Origin of the sequence: uncultured Gimesia sp., from assembly GCF_963972345.1 — a bacterium.
In the GTDB taxonomy this organism is placed as follows: domain Bacteria; phylum Planctomycetota; class Planctomycetia; order Planctomycetales; family Planctomycetaceae; genus Gimesia.
This window is the reverse complement of record NZ_CAXAVM010000003.1, coordinates 21426-42210: the sequence shown is the minus strand read 5'-3', so window position 1 is coordinate 42210 and position 20785 is coordinate 21426. Positions and strand designations below refer to the sequence as shown.

The window sequence follows — 20785 nt, the reverse complement described above, 5'->3', positions numbered from 1 at the left end:
AGAAATCTTGACGTTCCCTGCTGCCGAAAATAAGAGTATAGTTGCGCTGTTTTGACGCTTTTCAGTAGTTTCAGGAATTCAATGAATGAGAAAAACAGGGATCGTGGTACTGGCATTGGCTGGATTCGCAGCCGCCTTTCTGTTTTCTGCTGAGAATTCGAATCGAAGTCAGTCAAACAGGGCGCAGAGTCAGAAACCGGTTCTGCAACAGATCCCGTCCCGTGCAATATCCCAAAATAAGACTGCCAAACCCCAAAAACAGCCTGAATCTAACGGAAACTCCACCGAACTGAATTCAAAAACGCTCCTGGCGCGACTTGTCGGCAAATGGGAACAGACCAAAAGTACCAGCAAACAGATCCTGACCATCAACGAAAATGGAACGGCCACAATGGTAATTGAACCACAGGGGCTCTGGACTACGGTGCTGGGTAAAAAAGTCACCGTTGATATCGAATGGCAATTAAATGCTGCGACTTTGACCCTACGGGCTGTCGGCGGAAGTCCTGAAAACAAGCTGGATTACATCAAGCAACTCTGGGGAAGTGAATTTGTGCGTGAGATCCATTCGATCGAAGACAAAATGTTCACACTGCGGGATGATCAGGGAGATGTCAGTCAGAAGTGGATTCGCACATCCTATTGAGATGTTTTAGAAAATCCGCTCATCTGCCCCTTTTCAGGACTGCCAGCATACTTGTACTCTCCTTCATTTCGCCTATCATAGAGCAACACTGCAGCCTGACATCAACTGCACACACCCACACCATCATCGAGCCTCATCACCCATTCGGGCTGCAGGTTCAGAAAATGATCATGGCTCCGGCGTGTTGACCGGAACAGGCTTTAGCGATCCAGATTTTTCTGGAACACAGGAACTACTTAGAAAAACTCGCTCCTTCTGAACTGAAAGATATTTTTGATGAACAATCAGGTCACTTCATCTCCTTCGCGCTGGCAGTCACTCGCTGATCAGGTTCTGTCTGGTTACCAGATTAACCGTGAAGAGGGATTGGCAATTTTAAACTCAAGTGATGATGAATTACTGGACCTGCTGTCTGCCACCTATCGCATTCGACAGAAATCTTTTGGAAAACAGGTTCAACTCTACTACCTGAAAAATGCCAAAAGTGGTCTCTGCCCCGAAGATTGTGGCTACTGTTCTCAGGCGCGGGGATCCAAGGCGGATATCCCCAAATACCGCATGCTCAATGAAGAAAAACTGCTCGAAGGGGCTAAAGCCGCGGATGAAGCGAAAGCGGGAACCTACTGCATCGTCGCCAGTGGCCGTGGCCCGACAGACAAAGAGGTAGAGCATGTTGCGTCTGTTGTGGAAAAAATCAAATCATCCTTCGATTTACGCATCTGCTGCTGTCTGGGTCTGCTGAATGAAGATCAGGCGAAACGTCTGCAGCAGGCGGGCGTGAATCGCATCAATCATAATTTAAACACCAGTCGCGAATACTACGAAAAGATCTGTACTACCCATACTTATGAAGATCGTTTGCAGACCCTGAAAATAGCCCGGGAAGCCGGCATGGAACTCTGCAGCGGCCTGATTGTGGGAATGGGCGAGATTGCCGAAGACATTGTCGACGCTACTTTTGAACTCCGCGAACTGGAAACACGATCCATCCCGGTAAACTTCCTGAACTCCATTGATGGAACTTCACTGGAAGCGGTGGATGAACTCGACCCCCGCTATTGCCTCAAAGCGCTCTGCCTGTTCCGGATGGCACATCCTGCGACGGAAATTCGTATTGCCGGCGGCCGTGAAGTCAACCTCCGCTCAATGCAGGCCATGGGACTCTATGCGGCCAACTCCATGTTCGTCAGCGACTACCTGACAACCAAAGGTCAGGCAGCTGAAGCAGATTATGAAATGATCGCTGACCTGGGCTTTGAAGTCATCATTTCAGGGCATGAAATGGATGCGACGGGCGAACCTGCCGAACTGGCAACGCAGGCCGAATCCTGCTGAATCAGGCAAATCTCCTGACAGTGTTTGAACTTGGATTCTCAAAACCCTTACCTTGATTGAGGTTGTACAAAAAACGGTCTCCGTTTATGATCTCAACCTCGAAATTGAATGCGCGGTGGAAAAACCTCAGCTCAATTTCCCGGGAATGGAATCCATATCAACAATGTCAGGGAGTACCTGAAATGAATTCAGGCAGACTGAGAGCCAGTGATCTGTCCGGCAACCCCGAACCTGGTCACAAGGCAGCCCCCACCTTCAAGATTTTCCCCAGCACGGAAGCTGCGCCCTTCGATCATCCGGAGCAGTTGCTCAAAGGAATCACCCGCTCGCGCGATTATCTGCTGTCACTGCAGCATGAAGCAGGCTACTGGGTCGGAGAACTCGAAGGGGACTCGATCCTGGAATCCGAATATATTCTGCTGCTGGCATTTCTGGGAAAACAGAACTCAGACGAAGCGGTTCAGGCTGCCAACTACCTGATGGATACACAGATGCCCGCTGGAGGCTGGAACATGTATCCGGAAGGCCCGATCGAAATCAGCGCCTCGGTCAAAGCATACTTCGCCCTCAAGTTGACTGGTCACTCACCGACAGCAGAATACATGCAACGCGCCCGGGTCGCGATCCTGGCGGCCGGAGGCGTCGAAGCAGTCAACAGTTTCACCCGCTTCTATCTGGCCTTACTGGGAATCATTCCCTATTCCAAATGCCCGGCTGTTCCGCCGGAACTGATGCTCATCCCGCGCTGGATGCCTTTCAATATTTTTGAAATGTCTGCCTGGTCCCGCACGATTCTTGTCCCGCTGAGTATTCTCTGGGCATATCGTCCTTCGATCACCCTGCCGGCAGAACAGGGGATCACAGAGCTGTTTACGGGACGACCGGAAGATTATCCCAGGACGATACCCAAGTCGGAAGCCCTGGATTCTCTCTCAAAGAAAACCTGGTTCAACTGGCATGGTTTTTTCCAGGTCGTAGACCAGGGCATCAAAATCGTTGAAAATCTCGGACTGAAACCATTTCGTAAAACAGCCGTCTCCAGGGCACACCAGTGGATCACCGATCGCTTTGAAAAAAGTGACGGGCTGGGAGCCATTTTTCCTCCCATTATCTGGACGGTGATTGCCTTAAAATGCCTGGGGCAGGAGGAAAGCAGCCCGGGAATTCAGAATGCTCTACGCGAGCTGAAAAAATTACAGATTCAGGACGGTGATCGCATTCGTTTGCAGCCTTGTAAATCACCTGTCTGGGATACGGCACTCAGCACCATTGCCCTGCGGGAAGCCGGGGTTTCCAATCGTCACCCCGCCATCCGTAAATGTGTAAAATGGCTCCTCTCTCAGGAAGCAAAACAACCGGGAGACTGGGTCAATTCCAGTAAATCACAATCGCCGGGGGGCTGGTATTTTGAATTCAACAATGAGTTCTATCCCGACATTGACGACACCGCAATGGTGATTATGGCACTCAGACGATGCATGCCTAAAACCCTCAAACAGGATCAGTGGCTGACCGATTTCCTCGTCACGCCGGAATGGAATCCCTATGAGGAAGACCTCGAGACAGAGGCGATCGTCGTCGGTCGCAGTGAATCACGGGAACAGGCTTACGCAGATCTGGACCTGATTGAGCCTATGATCGGCGCAATTCAGCGCGGCATGCACTGGATTCTCGGCATGCAGAATAAGGACGGAGGCTGGGGCGCCTTTGACCGAGATAATAACCGGGAACTGTTTACACAGGTCCCCTTTGCCGATCACAACGCGATGGTTGACCCCAGCACTGCCGACTTAACGGCACGCGTACTGGAAGCATTCGCGGATGTTCAATTACCACTGAGTCATCCAGCCTGTCAAAAAGCCCTGCAATATGTCTGGAGCCAGCAGGAAGACGATCATTGCTGGTATGGACGCTGGGGTGTGAACTATCTGTATGGAACCTGGCAATCCATTGTCGGACTGACAGATATCGGCGTTCCCGCTGATGACCCCCGAATCATTCGTGCAGTTGGCTGGTTGAAATCACATCAACAGTCATCCGGGGGCTGGGGTGAGACTGCCGACAGCTATGCGGATCCTTCTCTGCGGGGCCAAGGCGCTCCCACTCCCTCTCAAACCGCCTGGGCTCTGATGGGCCTGATGGCCGCGGATGAAATTGATTCTGCTGCGGTGAGACGGGGAATTCACTATCTGCTGGAGACACAAAACGCCGATGGCAACTGGGACGAAGAACCTTTTACGGGAACCGGTTTTCCCAAGGTCTTCTATCTTAAATACCACCTCTACCGCACCTACTTTCCGCTGATGGCATTAGCCCGGTTTGAGCGTCTGAGACGCTGATCAGACATCGTGCCAAAAACTGTAAGCATACGGAATTTTCCTCATGCACAGAATGTCACGTTCGTCTGAATCAAAATTATCTTGACATTTTTCCATAAAATAAACTCTTGAATAAAAGGGAGTTAGGACCCTTTTACTATACACAATCGTACCAGTTAAAAATATTTTTGATTTTTTTTTGAACAATATTCAATAATTGCTTGTTTCCTCTTCCTGACAGGTATAAGTTTCTAGTGCATTCAACGTGCTCGAGGCTACCCACCTTACAAGATGTAGAAACCAACTGTTTCAAACAGGCGCCCCCAACCCACTTATTTTTAACTGGAGTTAAGATGAAGAGATGTTCTGGAACCCCCAAACGCGGGTTCACACTGATCGAACTACTTGTGGTAATTGCAATCATCGCGATCTTGATTGCGTTACTCCTTCCCGCTGTTCAGCAGGCACGTGAAGCCGCACGACGCTCCACCTGCAAGAATAGCCTCAAGCAAATCGGGCTCGCTATTCACAATTACGCTGATACACACCGCGTTTTCCCACTGGGCTATGTTAACACTAACAGTGCCACTACTGACTACAACTGGGGATGGTCTGCTTTCATACTGCCTTTCGTTGACCAGGCTCCACTCTACAATACCATCAATCCCAATGGTGGATTGCTGCTTCCAAATGCAAACGCCACCTTCGGCACAACTCCCGCCGCTCTCCAGACTGCGATTCCCGTATATCGCTGCCCTTCCTCAATCGTGCCAGTGGTCAACAACCTGCGTACTGACACCTCAAACAACGGTTATGGTGCTCTGAGCTACCCTGCAGTTTCAGGACATATTGCTTCTCTGACAGGCACGCCTGTTAATACCTACCAGTACAAGGGAAGTTTCTTCCCCAGGAGCAGTGTTCGTTTCCGTGATTTCACAGACGGAACATCTAACACGATTCTGGTCGGTGAACGTGCCTTCCAGCAGACTGGCAGCACAATTACACAGCCATCTTCCGCCATCTGGGTTGGTGGACGTGTCAATGGAACTGGTACTACTACTGGCACCATTACCAGCACTGTCGGTGGTTTGGAGCAAGACGCCACAGGTGTTGTTTCTCAAGCGACAAACATCAATCAGAAAACAACCGGCTCTGCTCCTCATCGTGGTTTCAGCAGCCAGCACGTAGGTGGATGCCACTTCCTGCTGGGTGATGGTACCGTCCGATTCATCAGCGAGAACATCAACTCTGCTGACTTCAACTCAACAGCAGGTGCTGCTGCCATGGGTACTTACCAGAAACTCGCCATCATCAATGATGGTCAGGTTCTGGGTGAATTCTAAAGTCAGTTTGATTTGCTGAAACAGCTTCTGTGAGCTAATGCCACAGAACTGAAATCCACTAACAGGCAGCCACTTTACTTCAAAACAGTAGAGTGAGCTGCCTGTTTTTTTATGCATCTGAACGCCCCGATAACATACGAAACCTGACAAATATCCCTCCCCGCTAAAATTCTTATTGCACAATTTGCAAAAATCAGATATCGTTCTCCGTTGGCTCTCCAACTTATGATTAACCTGCAGCGCTGCTTGAGTCAGAAGTAACTTCCTTCGGTGTTTCGGATACGAAGCCGTTTTGGATCCGACTCTGAAGTACGATATCTCAATGACCGCGATATTGACTTCGCGTATTGGGCTTTCCCAGGGAAGGGCGCATATGCAAAGAGTGCAACGTTTCCAGTTCAGGTTTAGACCTTCAGCCGCTTTTCATAATCGGCTCGCTCACAATCGACTTGTGAATCGCACTCTTTCTCTCGCCTCGTTCTCCTTTCTGTGTTTCTACGTCTCCTTCCAGCAATCTCTTTACGCCAATGATCTGGAAGATTGTGAAGCACTTCTGAATTCCGGTAAGTACCAGGCCTGCATCGAGAAAACAGATGCTGCCATACAAAAAAAAACATATGGCTCGGAATGGCCTTTGTTAAAAGTCCAGGCCGAACTGGCCGTTGGTCAGTATGCAGAAGCGAAGCAGACCATCGACGCAGGTCTCAAACGTTACTCCTGGAGCCTGCCGCTTCGACTCAAAGCACATGAAATTTACCAGTTGAATAATGAGCATGCAGCAGCTGCCGAATTCCTCAACAGCATTCATGAGCTGGCCAGTCGCTCTGCCTGGCGTTACACCGATGCCAGCAGCCTGGTCGCGTTAGGGCAGGCCTCCCTCCTGAAAAAAGCAGACCCCGCGCTGGTCCTGGAATCCTTTTACGATCGCGCCATCAAAGAATATCCCGACCATAAAGACGCCTACCTGGCCAGTGGTAATCTGGCTTTATCCAAACGTGATTTTGTCCTGGCACAGGAAACGTTCGAAACAGCGACGAAACATATTCCCGCTGATCCCGATCTGCTGTTTGGACTGGCGAAAGCACTGCAGACAGGGAATCCCGAGCGTTCTGAAAAAATCATTTCAGAGGTCTTGAGCATCAACCCCCATTATATTCCGGCTCATCTGGAACAGATCTATCGCTGCATTCATTCGGAACAGTACTCCGAGGCGAAACAACGCCTTGAGAGGGTACTCGATATCAATCCCCATCAGGCCGAGGCCTGGTCCTGCCTGGCTGTCATCGCGCATTTTGAGTACCACCCTCATGCGGAAACAGCTTACTACTGGCAGGCACTCAGTCACCATGACCAGAACCCGCAGGTGGATTACCAGATCGGTAAAGCACTCTCCGAGCACTATCGCTTTTCTGAAGGAGCCGCGTACCAGCGCCTGGCTCTTGAGAAAGACGCAAAGTTCATTCCCGCCCGCATTCAGCTGGCCCAGGATGAATTGCGTCTGGGACGTGAAGTGAGTGGCTGGGAACACGCTCTGCTGGCTCATCAGCAGGACGGATACGACACAACCACATTCAATCTGCTGGAACTGAAAGACCAGCTGGCCAGCTTCAAAACACTGGAAGACGAGACCTTCATCGTGCGGATGGAAGCCCGTGAGGCCGAAGTGTACGGCCAGGAAGTCCTGAAACTGCTGCACGAAGCGAAACAGGTTCTGTGTGAAAAATATGGGCTGAAACTGGATCAGAAAATCACGGTCGAAATATTTCCCAACCCGGACGACTTCGCAGTCCGTACATTCGGTATGCCCGCGGTATCGGGTTACCTGGGCGTCTGCTTCGGAAAAGTCATCACCGCGAACAGCCCGGCCTCCCAGGCGGAGCACCCCACCAACTGGCAGTCCGTGCTCTGGCATGAATTCTGTCATGTGGTCACACTGGAACTGACAAAAAATAAAATGCCCCGCTGGATCAGTGAAGGGCTTTCCGTCTATGAAGAACGCCAGAAAAACCCTCTCTGGGGTGAAACGATGATTCCTCAGTACCGGGACATGATCCTCAAAGGGGAAACGACCCCCATCAGTGAATTGAGTAGTGCCTTCCTGAATCCTAAAAGCAGCCTGCACATACAGTTTGCCTATTACCAGTCATCTATGGTCGTAGGATACCTGATCGACGAATTCGGATTTGACGCAATGCAGTCCATCCTGAATGACCTGCGAATCGGAATACCGGTGAATGTCGCCATTGAACGTCGTACGAAAATTCTGGGAGAACTGGAGCAGGATTTCGCTGCCTACCTGAATGCAAAAGCGAAAAATTTCTCCTCTGCGGTCGACTGGTCGGAACAGGATCTAACAGCGTTAACCAGTGATGACACGAAACGATTTGATGACTGGATCCGCGAACACCCGCAGCATTTCCAGGGGCTGATGGCTTATTCCCGAATTCTGGAAGAAGAAAACCGCAGCGCCGAACTGGAAACCACTCTCAAAAAACTAGTCAACCTTTATCCACAATATACCGGAGCAGACAACGCCTGCCTGCGTCTGGCCGAACTTTATCAGAAACAGGAACGCTTTGATCGGGAACAATCAGTTCTGGAACAGCATGCGAAATGGAATCCCAATGCGCTGGGAGTATTTCAGCGTCTGTCGATTCTGTATGAACGACAGGAAAACTGGGCGTCCGTCTATCAGGCCTGCCAGGATGCGCACGCGATTAATCCATTAGACCAGGATACACAACAGCGCCTGGCAACAGCCTGTATTCAGTTGAATCGTCCCTTAGAAGCGGTCGCCGCATATCAGGCGATTCTCGCATTAAAACCACACAACCCTGCAGAAACTCATTACCAGCTCGCCCGTTTGCTCCAGGATACTCACAGACAGAAAGCAAAACGCCACACACTCATCGCGCTCGAACAGGCCCCTCGATTCAGGGCCGCACACCAGCTACTACTCGAATTAACTGCAAACAATCCTTAAAGTCTTACACGGGTTCATGTAGGGACTGAAAGGGCTCAGGAGGAGCCTGCCATGAAAATAGCTTTGATTTCGCTGGCAGTCATCTGCGCATCACTGATCGTTGTCACGATCTCGATCGGACAATATCGCAAGGGAATCCCCGCGGACCGCGGCGGAGTCCCCGAGTGGAAAAACGACCCGCAATTCAGACACGATGTCTTCACCTTTGTCAGAATCCGCTTTAACTCTCACCAGGGCTGGCGCCGCTGGGCCACCGATTATCCGGACAGTGACCTCAACTTCTCTTACCGCCTGCAGCAGTTGACCTCGATGAAAGTTGATCCCGAAGGGCGCATTCTGGAACTGACTGACAAAGAGTTGTTTGATTTCCCGTTCATCTACATGATCGAGCCCGGCTCTCTGGAATTCACTGCAGAAGAAGTCACCTGCCTGCGACGCTACCTGATGAACGGCGGGTTCATGATGGTGGATGACTTCTGGGGAGAAGCAGAGTGGGATAACTTCGCGATGGAAATGAAGCGGGTTTTCCCGGAACGCGAACTGGTCGACATTCCTCTGGAACATCCCATTTTTCATTGTGTTTATGATCTGAAAGAAAAACCACAGGTCCCCAGCATCGGGGTTGCTCAGTGGGGCCGTTCCGAAGGGATCACCTGGGAACGCGAAGATGCCAAAGAAGTCCACTACCGCGGGATTTTTGACGAGGCAGGACGGCTGATTGTCGTCGTCTGTCATAATACCGATCTGGGTGATGGCTGGGAGCGGGAAGGGGAAGATAAATGGTACTTCCAGGAGTTTTCCGAAAAGAAAGCCTATCCACTGGGAATCAATATTGTTTTTTATGCCATGACACACTGAATTCAGCGCCCATGATATTTTAGTATTTTTTTATCAGGAGCAGAAACGTGAACCTTAAAGTTGTCTCACCCGATCGTCGCAGTGAAGAGGAACGCATCTTCGAACTTCTGCAAAACAGCCGCCGGCAGATCCATGCGGAAATCTCAAAAGCTGTCATCGGCCAGAAAGAAATTATTGATCAGCTCCTGATCGCGTTGTTTGCTGGCGGACACTGTCTGATCACCGGCGCTCCCGGCCTGGCGAAAACACTCCTGGTGAATTCCCTGGCGCAAGTCTTTAAACTGAAGTCACAGCGGATTCAATTTACCCCGGACCTGATGCCTGCAGATATCACGGGAACAGAAATTCTCGCGGGGGATTCCCAGGAAACGCGGGCCATGAAATTCGTCAAAGGTCCGGTTTTCACCAATATCCTGCTCGCCGATGAGATCAACCGCACGCCCCCCAAAACGCAAGCCGCGCTGCTGGAAGCCATGCAGGAAAAACAGGTCACGGTCACCGGGATCAAGTATGAACTGGATAAACCGTTTTTCGTGCTGGCGACTCAAAACCCGATTGAAATGGAAGGCACCTATCCGCTGCCTGAAGCGCAGCTGGATCGCTTCATGTTCAATCTTGTGATTGATTATCTTTCGGAAGATGACGAAGTCGCCGTGGTGACACAGACGACCGCCCGCAATGCCGAGCCGATCCAGCCACTGTTTACCGGCAGCGACATCCAGCAGTTCCACCAGTTTGTCCGCGAGGTTCCCGTCGCAGAAGAACTCGTGCGTTATGCAGTTCAACTCTGCGCCGCATCACGGCCCCGGCAGGAAACGACGCCTGGTTTCATCAATGAGTGGGTCAACTGGGGAGCCGGACTGCGTGCCGCTCAAAGCCTGATCCTGGGCGCCAAAGCCCGGGCAGTACTCCGGGGACGCGTGCATGTCATCCTTGAAGATATCCACGCTTTACTGGCACCGGTACTCCGTCATCGTATCCTGATCAACTACCGTGCAGAAGCCGAGGGCATCACGGTCGACTCGGTCGTACAACAACTGATTGAAACAGTGAAAAGGCCCGTCGAAGCATGAGCAGTCTTCCTCTCAAACAGACATCTCAAACCAGCCAGAGTCAGAAACTGATCTCACAACGGATTGACCCGGCCTGCCTGATGCGAATAAAGTCGCTGGAGTTGCGGGCCAAATCAGTCGTAGAAGGCACCTGGAAAGGCCTGCATCGCAGCCCGTATCATGGGTTTTCCGTCGAATTCACAGAATACCGGCAATACACGCCCGGCGATGACCCACGCCACATTGACTGGAAACTGGCGGCCCGCTCCAACCAGCACTTTATCAAACGGTTTGAAGAAGAAACCAATCTCTGCTGCCACATGCTGCTTGATTTAAGCTCGTCCATGCAGTTCGACAGCCTGGGTTATTCCAAAGCGGATTATGCGAAAACCCTGGTGGCCACGTTCGCCTATTTTCTATCGACACAACGCGATGCCAGTGGCTTAATCATCTTCCATGAACACGTCGATTCCATCGTACCTGCACGATTTACCAGAGGACAGCTCAGACGCATTCTCATCGAACTGGAACGCCCTCCGCAAGGCTCCCATACCAATCTGGTCTCTCCTCTGAAACATGCAGTGGAAACGATCAAAAAACGGGGTCTGGTCGTGTTGATCTCCGACCTGATGACCTCTGTGGATGAGCTGGACACTCAGCTGGGATATTTACGGGCGAAAGGGCATGAAGTCGCTCTGTTTCAGATTCTGGATCCAGCGGAGGTTCACCTGAATTTTCAGGAAGCAGCCATTTTTGAAGATCTGGAAACAGGAGAACGGATCTCACTGAACCCCAAATCAGCCCAGGCAGATTACCTGCAGCAGTTCCAGACACACCAGGAGTCCATCCAGGCAATCTGCCGCAAACAGGGTGTGCATTTTCACAAATTAACAACAGATACGCCACTCGAAGTAGGGCTCTCCAATTTTCTGACCGATCGCGCCGCCTGAAAACCGAACAACAAGGGAAGGTAACCAGTTGAGTTTTTTAACGCCCCTTTATTTAGCTGGAATCATCGCAGTCGGGCTTCCGATCCTGCTGCACCTGGTCAGACACCAGCCCAAAAAAGTGCTGTTTTTCAGCTCCCTCCGTTTTCTTGAACACAAACCACCCCAGACCAATCGCAAAAATAAGATCGAACACTGGCTGCTGCTCTCACTGCGCGCCCTGGCCGTCATCCTGCTGGTAACAGCATTTGCGCGGCCATTTTTCAAGAATACCGAACTGGTGCTGGCCACCGCTGAACCGTTGAAACAGACGATTCTGCTGATTGATACCAGTTCCAGCATGCGCAGAGATTCTCTCTGGACTCAGGCAATCCAGACTGCAGAGCAGTTGGTCGAAAAAAATGCAACACATCAGATTTCGATTTATACCTTTGACTCCCGCCTGCAACCGATCAAACCTCTGCAGTCAGCGCAGCAGGATTTCCCTCGCCCTGATATTGAACATTACCGCGAACGACTTCAGACTCTTTCACCAGGCTGGCAGGCAACGGACCTGGGACAGGCGCTGTCAGAAATGGCATCACTGCTGCAACAACAGGCCATCTCGGATCCGACAGGAACCTCACTTCAAAACTGCACGATTGAACTGATCACCGATTTTCAAGCAGGTTCACAGATCGCCTCCTTGGCAGATTATTCCTGGCCTGAATCACTGCGCGTACGCCTGCACTCCCTCCAGACGCCCCAAACCAGTAATGCCGGACTCCAATTACTTGCTTTTGAAAACTCTCAACCTACTGTGCGGATTCTCAATGCCGCCGACTCTCAGCAGGAACAGTTCACTGTTGCCTATGAATGGCGTCCCGGTGAGACTGAATTCGTCCAACAGATATATGTACCGCGCGGGCAATCGCGTGTACTGCGTCTGTCGGCTCTGGAAGCGGATCACCCCACACCGCTGATCAAACTGAGTGGTGATGATCACCCCTTTGACAATACGCTTCACTTTCAGCCGCGTAGAAAAGAAAACCGGACGATCGTCCATTATGGAATTCCTGCAGATAATTCGATTCAGACTCCTGATTACTTCGTGAAACGTGCCTTCCCTTCCACGCCGGAACGACAAATTGAATTTTTAACGGTCGGTCACGATGCACCACAGCTCCTGGCAGGCACAGCAGACATGGACCTGATGATTCTCAGCCGAGAACTGTCGGTAAATGAGATCCAACAGGTCGACGAATTTCTGCAGCAGGGGGGCGTTGCACTTTTGTCTTTGGACAAAAATTCCTCTACAGAATCACTGAATTCCCTTCTATCGCTGGCTCAAGATTCCGCTGCAAAAGCCCAAATCAAGGCAGCTGAAGTCCACGGTTATGCTTTGCTTACCAATATTGATTTTGAACACAAATTGTTTCAAATGTTTCAGGCACCAGAATTTTCGGACTTCACGAACCTGAAGTTCTGGAGTTATCAGAAACTCTCCCTGCCAGAAGCTCTGCCACACCAGGTACTCGCACAGTTTGATCACAAAGACCCTGCTCTCGTCAGTATTCCGGTTGGGACAGGACAGTTAATCGTCTCCACTTTTGGCTGGACACCAGAGGAAAGTCAATTTGCACTCTCCACCAAATTTGTGCCCATCATGAATGCGATTTTGAATCTCAACACGGAATTGAATGCATCACGAACTCAATTTTTAGTCGGCCAGAAAGTCAAATTACCTGAACCGGTTCAAGTAATTCACGTCAGTACTCCTTCTCGACCCCAGATTCAACTTGCTGCCGGCCAGCAGGATTTCACAGAAACGGTCCAACCGGGCCTGTACCAGATTACTACTGAAAATCCGTCTGACACAGCACATCAGTTCGCCGTCAACCTGGATATTAACGAAAGTAAAACCGCACCACTGCCTGTGGAACAGCTCGAAGCACTGGGAGTCAAACTGATTCAGGCGGATGAAACGACAGTCGATGAAACACAATCAGCCGACCTGCAACGTCAGGCTCTGGTTCAGGAACTGGAACAGAAACAGCAGCTCTGGCGCTGGTTGATTCTGGGGGCTCTCGCGCTACTGGGCCTGGAAACACTGCTGGCAAAATGGTTTGCCGACAAAACTTCAGCGACACGAAAGGCATAAGTATGGGCCTGTCCGATCTCGTTCAACAACTCAATCAAATCATCGTCCGCTACCAGACCAGTCTGAAACTGAGACGATTGACCTATCTCTGGATCGCTGCCTGTGGTCTGACGTTACTTTCACTGCTCGTACTCTCTCCTCTTGATTCAAGGCAGGAACAGTATTTCCTGATGGCTGGTATCCTGGGGTTACCGATTCTGATTGCAATCGGAATTCTTGCTTACCGTCCCCGCAACCGTTTCTCACCGTCTGACAGACATGCCATCGCCACGATGATTGAGCGTGCCTATCCCGATCTGGATACCAGTCTGCTGGCCACGCTCGAACTGGAAAAAACAATGCAGGAAAATCTCCCCTCTTTTCTGCAGAACCGCCTGATTCTACAGGTGCTGACACATGGCAGACAACATGACTGGAGGCAGCTCATCCCAAATCGCAGGCTGATCCTGCAGAGTACCACCCATCTGTTCTGCTTTGCAGCCTGGCTCCTCTGTGCTCTGAGTTGCTGGTCGTATTTAAAAGCAGCCCCCGTGGTAAAAAATCCGGCGACTTCAGTTGGCATAACAGAAGTTGCCCCTGATGTCGAAATCAAACCCGGATCCACTGAAGTTGAGAAACATCACCCGTTACTGATCACTGCACGTTTCAAGGGCAAGACACCCGATGCCGCCGAACTGGTTGTTAAAACAGCAGCGGGAGAAATCAAACATCTGCCACTGACCAAACAGCTGGATGACCCCGTGTTCGCCGCGCGCCTGCCTGCTGTAACGGATGCATTGTCATATCAGGTTCAGACAGCAGGCTGGAAGTCTGATGAGTTTCGCGTCGAAGTTTATACTCTGCCGGAACTGGTCCAGCTGAATTCAGAAATCACTCCCCCTGACTACACGGGTCAGCCAGTACAAAAAGTGGAAGACAGCCTGACCATCAGCGCGATTGTCGGCTCAAAAATTGAACTTGAGGCTCAATTCAATAAACCGGTATCAACCGCTACCCTGGAAGAAAATGGACAATCACCGCTGCCAATGATTGTTGCTTCAGATGGTCTGTCTGCTCGACTCACTTTGAAAGCGGAATCGAACCAGACCTGGAACCTGAAGGTAATCGACACTGAGCTGCGAGAAAACCGGACGCCTCCCTTGGTTGACCTGGCAGTAATTCCCAACCTGCCACCGGAGATCAAAATCACGTTTCCAGGTCGAGACACGCGTGTCTCTCCACTTGAAGAAGCGCTCGTCCAGGGAACGGTCGTGGACGATTATGGTCTCCTGCAGGTGGGATTCGTATATTCCATCCCCGGCCAGCGTGCCCATACTGTAAAGCTCAGAAATTCTAAACAGAGAGATCTGGATTTTGCAGCGGAGCATTTATTGTCGCTGGAACAGTTACAGGTGCAACCTGACACTCTGATTTCCTATTTCCTGTTTGCCGAAGATGTCTCCGCGGATGGCAGGCCCCGTCGGGTCTCAAGTGACATGTTTTTCATGGAAGTTCGTCACTTCGAAGAAATCTTTCGACAGGGACAGTCTCCCAGCGGTGGGGCAAAAAGCGGAAAGAGCGGAGGCAATGCACAACAGGCAGAAAAACTGGCAGAGCAGCAGAAACAGATTATTAATGCCACCTGGAAGATCATTCGACAGGAAATCAAAACGACTGTCTCGCCTGAATTTCAAGCTAATGTCAGCACACTTAAGCAGGCCCAACTGGCCCTCGTAAAGGCCACTCTTGAGCTGGCTGCCAAAGTGAAAGCACAGAAATCAAAGACGATCATGGAATCGATCACAACAAAAATGCAGGAAACGGTTGCGTTTCTTGATTCAGCACGGGAAGCAGACACTGTCGACCCCTTAACGAACGCACTGGCCACGGAACAGGCCAGTTACCAGCTCCTGCTCAAACTCCGCGCGCGTGAGCATCGCGTTTCGCAAAATAAAAACGGTGGAGGCAGTAAAGGGGGAGGCAGCAGTCGATCGCAGAATCAGTTACAGCAACTCGAACTGACCAATAACCAGCAGCGTTACGAAACAGAAAATCAGGCATCTGCCCCCCAGGCAGCGCAGCCTGATCGAGAATCCCTGCAGATCCTGAATCGTCTCAGAGAACTTGCACAACGCCAGCAGGACTTGAATGAACAACTCAAAGCGCTGGACGACAAACAGCGATTTGCCAAAACCGATCAGGAACGCGAAGAGATAGAACGTCAACTGAAACGTTTAAGGGAACGACAACGAGAGTTGTTACGGAAAGCTGACGAAGTCGCCCAGCGGATGGATCAGTCGAAACAACCCTCTTCGACGAAATCCCGACGTGAACTGGAACAGACACGAAATCACCTCCAGCAAAGTTCAGAGTCCCTCAAAGAAGGACAAATCTCCCGAGCTCTGAATTCCGGAACCCGGGCCCAACAGCAGTTGGATCAGCTTAAAAATGATTTCCGTAAAAAAACCGCCAATCAGTTCGCCGAAACGATGCGGGGATTAAAGCAGCAGGCAGAGCAGCTCGACGAAAAGCAGAAGCAGATCCGCCAACAATGGGATAAACAGGAACAGCAGGCGCAATCACAGGAACGACGCTCACTCCGTAGAAACCAGGGGCAACAGGAACTGGCAAACCAGTTGCAGGACCAGGAAGGCCGTTTAAAAAATCTGATGGAACAGATGAAACAGGTCGTACAGGAATCTGAGAAATCCGAACCACTACTTTCCAAACACCTGTATGATGCGATTCGCAAAACCCGCCCGTTTCGACCAGAAGACGCTTTAAAGAATGCGGCCGATTTTCTGAATGAAGGCGATCACCGTCGCGCTCAGGAAGCCGAGCAACGGGCAGCAGCCGGAATCGATACGATGAAGCAGGGCATTCAAATGGCGGCTGAGAGTGTTCTGGGGAATGACCTGGATGCACTGAAAAAAGCCCGTCAGGAACTCAAATCGCTGACATCAGAACTCAAACAGGAAACTAGCCTGGCAGCGAACACAAACCTGACAAAACCTGGTCCATCGGGAAATCCAAATCCACCCCGGCCTGGAGAAAATGCTCAGAAACAGGAGAACCAACAACAATCCGGTCAACAACCCGGAGGAAAAACTGCTTCCGGAAAAAATCAACCAGGTCAGAAACCATCGGGCCCATCCCCCTCTTCAAGCCCAAAAGCTGATCAGCCCGGAAGCCCCGGTTCTCCCGGTTCATCACCTGGACAGGGAAAAGGACAGGGCAAATCGTCCGTCCAACTGGCATCGGCCCAGTCTGGATCCGGGTCCGGACAGACTGATCAGAAAAACAACTCAAAACCATCTCCCCCATCTCTGGCTCCCAAATCGTTGAAGGGTTCCCCAGGTTCAGGGCATACCGGTTCTGCAGGAGGCCAGGGGGGGCCGGGCAGTTCTGCTTCGGGACCACTCACTGGAAATCAGTTCCGGGAATGGTCAGATCGGATGCGGGACGTCGAAGAAATGGTGGGAGATCCGGAGTTACGCAGCAAAGTCGCTCAAATCCGTGAACGTGCCCAGAGCATGCGTGCGGATTTTAAACGTCATTCCAAAGCACCTCAGGGAGACCTGGTCAATGCACAAATCCTGGAACCGCTGGTTGAACTTCAAAACATTCTCTCCAATGAAATCAGTAAACGAGGCGAGGAAACATCGCTGGCACCGATTGACCGCGATCCGGTTCCGGAAAAATACTCAGACCTGGTCCGTCGTTACTATGAAGAACTAGGAAACGGAAAATGATGCAACTGGCACAATTACAATTTGGTGCTCCGGGATGGATTGCCTGCTCCCTGGTCGTCATTGCGGGAAGTCTGCTTTTATTAGTCTACGCCTATCGTTCCCTGACATTAAAACAGTCTTTGTCGGCAGCCGCTTTCTGCCTGAAACTCTCCGCAATTGCGATCCTCTCGGTCGCCTTGACGGAACCATTATGGAGTGGCACGCGTATTCAACCTGGCACAAATCTGTTTGCCGTGCTGGTGGACGACAGCGCCAGCCTGCAGATCAAAGATTCCGCCACGGGGCAAACACGCCTGCAGCAGGTCCAGCAACTGCTCACAGGAGAAGATAAGAATGAGTCTTCTTCACGCCCTCAATGGTTGATTGATCTCGAACAGAACTTCTCCGTACGACAGTACTCCGTAGATTCACATGCCCACGCCAAATCGGACTTACAACATCTGACCTTTACCGGTAAACAGAGTCACCTCATCTCCAGCATTAATGAGTTGAATCAGCGTTATGAGAAGCTGCCTTTAGCAGGAATCATCCTGATGACCGACGGAATCTCAGCAGAGGATATCAGTCAGCTGCAACCTGGCGTGCCCGTCTATCCGGTTCCCGTCGGCAGTCAAACCCTTTCCACCGATCTGGCGATCACAAACACTTCGGTCAGTTATTCGCCATTTGAAGATGCGCCTCTCCGCATTCTGGCTGAGCTTGCGGCAGTAGAATGTCAGCATTGCCAGGTGGAAACACAACTCCTGGACCCGACAGGCAAGGTCGTAGAATCAGTCACGCGTAAAATAGATACTCCCGATCAACGGTTACAAGTCCGGTTTCAGGTTCGGCCAGACCAGCCGGGAATTGCCTTTTACCAGATCAAAACCAGATTGATTTCGAATACAAATCAGGAACTGACGCTGGCCAACAATCAACGCACACTCAAACTTGATCGTGGGAAAACCGCTCATCGGGTGCTGTATGTCTCAGGACGCCCCAACTGGGAATTCAAGTTTCTGCGTCGCGCAGTTGAAGAGGATGAATATATTCAGCTGGTCGGATTGATCCGGATCGCAAAAAAAGAGGCCAAGTTCGACTTTCGCAGCCGCGATGGCGAAGAAGGCAATGCACTCTACCGGGGATTCGACCAGCAGAATGAAGCAGACCTGGAGCGATATGATCAGCCCGTCTTCGTACGCATCAATACCCAGTCACCAGAGGAATTGAGAGATGGATTTCCTAAAACAGAAGCAGAATTGTTTCAATATGAAACGCTGATCATTGATGATCTGGAAGCGGCTTTCTTTACCCATGATCAGATAGAATTGATCACCCGTTTTGTCTCTGAACGCGGGGGCGGTCTGGTCATGCTGGGAGGCCAGGAATCATTTCAGCAGGGCGGCTACGACAAAACCGACCTGAAACAATTACTGCCAGTTTATTTCTCACAGCAAACTGATCCGACCATCGAGAGCGACTACCAGTTTGACCTGACCCGTGATGGCTGGCTGCAGCCCTGGATGCGCCATCATAAAAATGAACAGGATGAACACAAGCGGCTCGCAGAAATGCCTGCGTTTAAAACGGTCAATCATGTGGATTCCACCAAACCCGGTGCGATTTTGACTGCGCAGCTCAAAGGCGCACAACAACTCCAGCAGCCCGCTATCGCCAGTCAGCGCTACGGCCTGGGCCGCGTCTCGGCTATCATGATTGGCGACTTATGGCGCTGGCGATTGAAAGAAGACTCAACCGATCCGCAATTGAACAAGGCCTGGCGACAATTATTAAGGTGGATGACAACCGACGCACTGGAACCCGTAAATCTGCAGATTGAAGAAAACGCAGCCGGTTCAGCTGGAACCCGCATTCAAGTTCACGTCCGCGATGAGAAATTTCAGAAACGAAGTGATTATCAGGTCGAACTGGAAATCACAACACCCGAGAAAGAGACACTCAAGCTGAATGCGGAACCCGTGGCTGATCAACCCGGAGTATACCAGTCTGTATATCTGACCGATCTCCCAGGCGGATATTCCATTTCAGCCCGTGTCACCACACCTGACTCAAAAACAAGCACGACAGCCGGTGGCTGGGTGCATGCACCTGAAGTAGTGGAATTCCGATCTGTGAATCCGGATCTCTCCTTGTTAAAACAACTGGCAACCGCATCAAAGGGAGAAGTCATTCCTGCTACTCAACTCTCACGATTTGTTCGTTCTCTCGATCAACGCGAGATTCCGGTTACCGAAGAATCAATCTCTCCACTCTGGCATCACCCCTGGGTACTGCTGCTCGTCCTGGGGTGTCTGTTTGGTGAATGGTCATTACGACGCTGGAAAGGATTACCCTGATGCCTTTTGAAAAGCCATTTCGATTTTTGAGGGGATTTTTCTGCCTCAGCCTGCTGCTGATCTGCCAGAGAACTTTGGCAGACTCACGCGGAACAGGTGAGAAGACCGAACGAATTATCATTGTGATGGGAGCGGAAGGGACATCGGAATACGGCCAGCAGTTTGCAGACTGGGCTGAGCGCTGGCTGCAGCTGGCAGCTGACAAACAGGCTGCTGCTACATTGATCGGTGACAGTCTTGATGCCCGCCATAGTGATCTGGAACTGGTATTACATGAGCTCAATCAGCAGACAGACTATACAGCAACCTGGCTTATTTTGCTTGGACATGGAACCTTTGATGGTAAGACCGCACGCTTTAATCTGCGCGGCCCGGATCTTACTGCCGAAGCGCTCCGTAATACCTGTGATTCCATTCAACATCCACTGGCAGTAATCAATTGTTTTTCGTCGAGTGCCCCGTTCCTGGAATCGCTCTCTGCCAAAAACCGTGTAGTGATCACCGCGACCAAAACAGGACACGAATTTTACTTCTCCCACTTCGGAAATTTCCTTTCCGCAGCTGCCGGCGACAAACAGTCTGACCTGGATCACGACGGCCAGATTTCACTTCTGGAAGCTTATCTGGCTGCCAGTCGACAGACTGCTGAATACTACCTGGAAAAAGGGGAGCTGGCGACAGAACATGCTCTGCTGGATGACAACGCGGACCAGCAGGGTACACGGGGAGATCAATTTCAGGGTTTACATCTCACAGTCGGATCAGGCACGACTGCCGCAACTCTGCCGGACGGTCATCGCGCACATCAATTCATCCTGTCTACCACTCAGCGTTTGACTCTTGTTTCCGGCGAACAGAAGCTGCTCAGGGATGAACTGGAAATCAAAATTCTGGAATTGAAACAGCGCAAAGACTCGTTCGCCAATCAGGATGAGTATTACGATCAACTGGAACCACTGATGATTCAACTGGCAAACGTGTATCGCAGTCTCGATCAGAAAGCCAAAAGGACGATTTACGATTCTCAAGTCGTCCCCATTAATGCAAAAAAGACCAGTCAATAACTGGTCTCTTTGCAAGTTCATTTATCTGGAAT

12 protein-coding genes are annotated in these 20785 nt (G+C 50.9%); all 12 read left to right on the top strand.

Annotation, left to right across the window (positions count from 1 at the left end; all coding sequences use genetic code 11):
- Positions 1 to 85 precede the first annotated feature (85 nt).
- Entirely contained in the window at positions 86 to 646 is a 561-nt protein-coding gene (locus AACZ40_RS00775; protein ID WP_339672745.1) for a hypothetical protein, read from the top strand.
- Between the two features lie 276 nt (positions 647 to 922).
- Positions 923 to 1981: a biotin synthase BioB gene (bioB, locus tag AACZ40_RS00770; RefSeq protein ID WP_339672742.1), complete on the top strand. Its 1059-nt coding sequence runs from the start codon at positions 923 to 925 to the stop codon at positions 1979 to 1981.
- Between the two features lie 182 nt (positions 1982 to 2163).
- Entirely contained in the window at positions 2164 to 4320 is a 2157-nt protein-coding gene (locus AACZ40_RS00765; RefSeq protein ID WP_291179104.1) for a terpene cyclase/mutase family protein, read from the top strand.
- Positions 4321 to 4652: 332 nt separating this feature from the next.
- Positions 4653 to 5642 carry a DUF1559 domain-containing protein gene (locus AACZ40_RS00760; RefSeq protein ID WP_291179101.1) on the top strand — a complete coding sequence of 330 codons (990 nt, stop codon included), beginning with the start codon at positions 4653 to 4655 and terminating at the stop codon, positions 5640 to 5642.
- Between the two features lie 451 nt (positions 5643 to 6093).
- Positions 6094 to 8625, top strand: a complete 2532-nt coding sequence (locus tag AACZ40_RS00755; RefSeq protein ID WP_291179098.1) for a peptidase MA family metallohydrolase — start codon at positions 6094 to 6096, stop codon at positions 8623 to 8625.
- 51 nt (positions 8626 to 8676) lie between these two features.
- Positions 8677 to 9483 (top strand): DUF4159 domain-containing protein, encoded by an 807-nt coding sequence (locus tag AACZ40_RS00750; RefSeq protein WP_291179095.1) that lies wholly within the window; start codon positions 8677 to 8679, stop codon positions 9481 to 9483.
- A gap of 47 nt (positions 9484 to 9530) precedes the next feature.
- Positions 9531 to 10556 carry a MoxR family ATPase gene (locus AACZ40_RS00745; RefSeq protein ID WP_291179093.1) on the top strand — a complete coding sequence of 342 codons (1026 nt, stop codon included), beginning with the start codon at positions 9531 to 9533 and terminating at the stop codon, positions 10554 to 10556.
- Entirely contained in the window at positions 10553 to 11485 is a 933-nt protein-coding gene (locus AACZ40_RS00740; RefSeq protein WP_291179090.1) for a DUF58 domain-containing protein, read from the top strand. The genes AACZ40_RS00745 and AACZ40_RS00740 overlap by 4 nt, the downstream gene beginning before the upstream one ends.
- A gap of 28 nt (positions 11486 to 11513) precedes the next feature.
- A complete protein-coding gene (locus AACZ40_RS00735) occupies positions 11514 to 13622 on the top strand; it encodes a BatA and WFA domain-containing protein (RefSeq protein ID WP_291179087.1) in 2109 nt (702 codons plus the stop codon).
- Positions 13623 to 13624: 2 nt separating this feature from the next.
- A complete protein-coding gene (locus tag AACZ40_RS00730) occupies positions 13625 to 17353 on the top strand; it encodes a hypothetical protein (RefSeq protein ID WP_291179084.1) in 3729 nt (1242 codons plus the stop codon).
- Entirely contained in the window at positions 17350 to 19689 is a 2340-nt protein-coding gene (locus tag AACZ40_RS00725) for a glutamine amidotransferase (RefSeq protein ID WP_291179082.1), read from the top strand. The genes AACZ40_RS00730 and AACZ40_RS00725 overlap by 4 nt, the downstream gene beginning before the upstream one ends.
- Complete coding sequence (locus AACZ40_RS00720; RefSeq protein WP_291179079.1) at positions 19689 to 20753, top strand: hypothetical protein; 1065 nt, start codon at positions 19689 to 19691, stop codon at positions 20751 to 20753. The genes AACZ40_RS00725 and AACZ40_RS00720 overlap by 1 nt, the downstream gene beginning before the upstream one ends.
- Positions 20754 to 20785 lie beyond the last annotated feature (32 nt).

Bases quoted from the DNA above. Each gene is read 5' to 3' on its own strand.
- AACZ40_RS00760 (WP_291179101.1), top strand. From the start codon at position 4,653: ATGAAGAGATGTTCTGGAACCCCCAAACGCGGGTTCACACTGATCGAA.
- AACZ40_RS00775 (WP_339672745.1), top strand. From the start codon at position 86: ATGAGAAAAACAGGGATCGTGGTACTGGCATTGGCTGGATTCGCAGCC.
- AACZ40_RS00720 (WP_291179079.1), top strand. From the start codon at position 19,689: ATGCCTTTTGAAAAGCCATTTCGATTTTTGAGGGGATTTTTCTGCCTC.
- AACZ40_RS00765 (WP_291179104.1), top strand. From the start codon at position 2,164: ATGAATTCAGGCAGACTGAGAGCCAGTGATCTGTCCGGCAACCCCGAA.
- AACZ40_RS00750 (WP_291179095.1), top strand. From the start codon at position 8,677: ATGAAAATAGCTTTGATTTCGCTGGCAGTCATCTGCGCATCACTGATC.
- AACZ40_RS00730 (WP_291179084.1), top strand. From the start codon at position 13,625: ATGGGCCTGTCCGATCTCGTTCAACAACTCAATCAAATCATCGTCCGC.
- AACZ40_RS00740 (WP_291179090.1), top strand. From the start codon at position 10,553: ATGAGCAGTCTTCCTCTCAAACAGACATCTCAAACCAGCCAGAGTCAG.
- AACZ40_RS00725 (WP_291179082.1), top strand. From the start codon at position 17,350: ATGATGCAACTGGCACAATTACAATTTGGTGCTCCGGGATGGATTGCC.
- bioB (WP_339672742.1), top strand. From the start codon at position 923: ATGAACAATCAGGTCACTTCATCTCCTTCGCGCTGGCAGTCACTCGCT.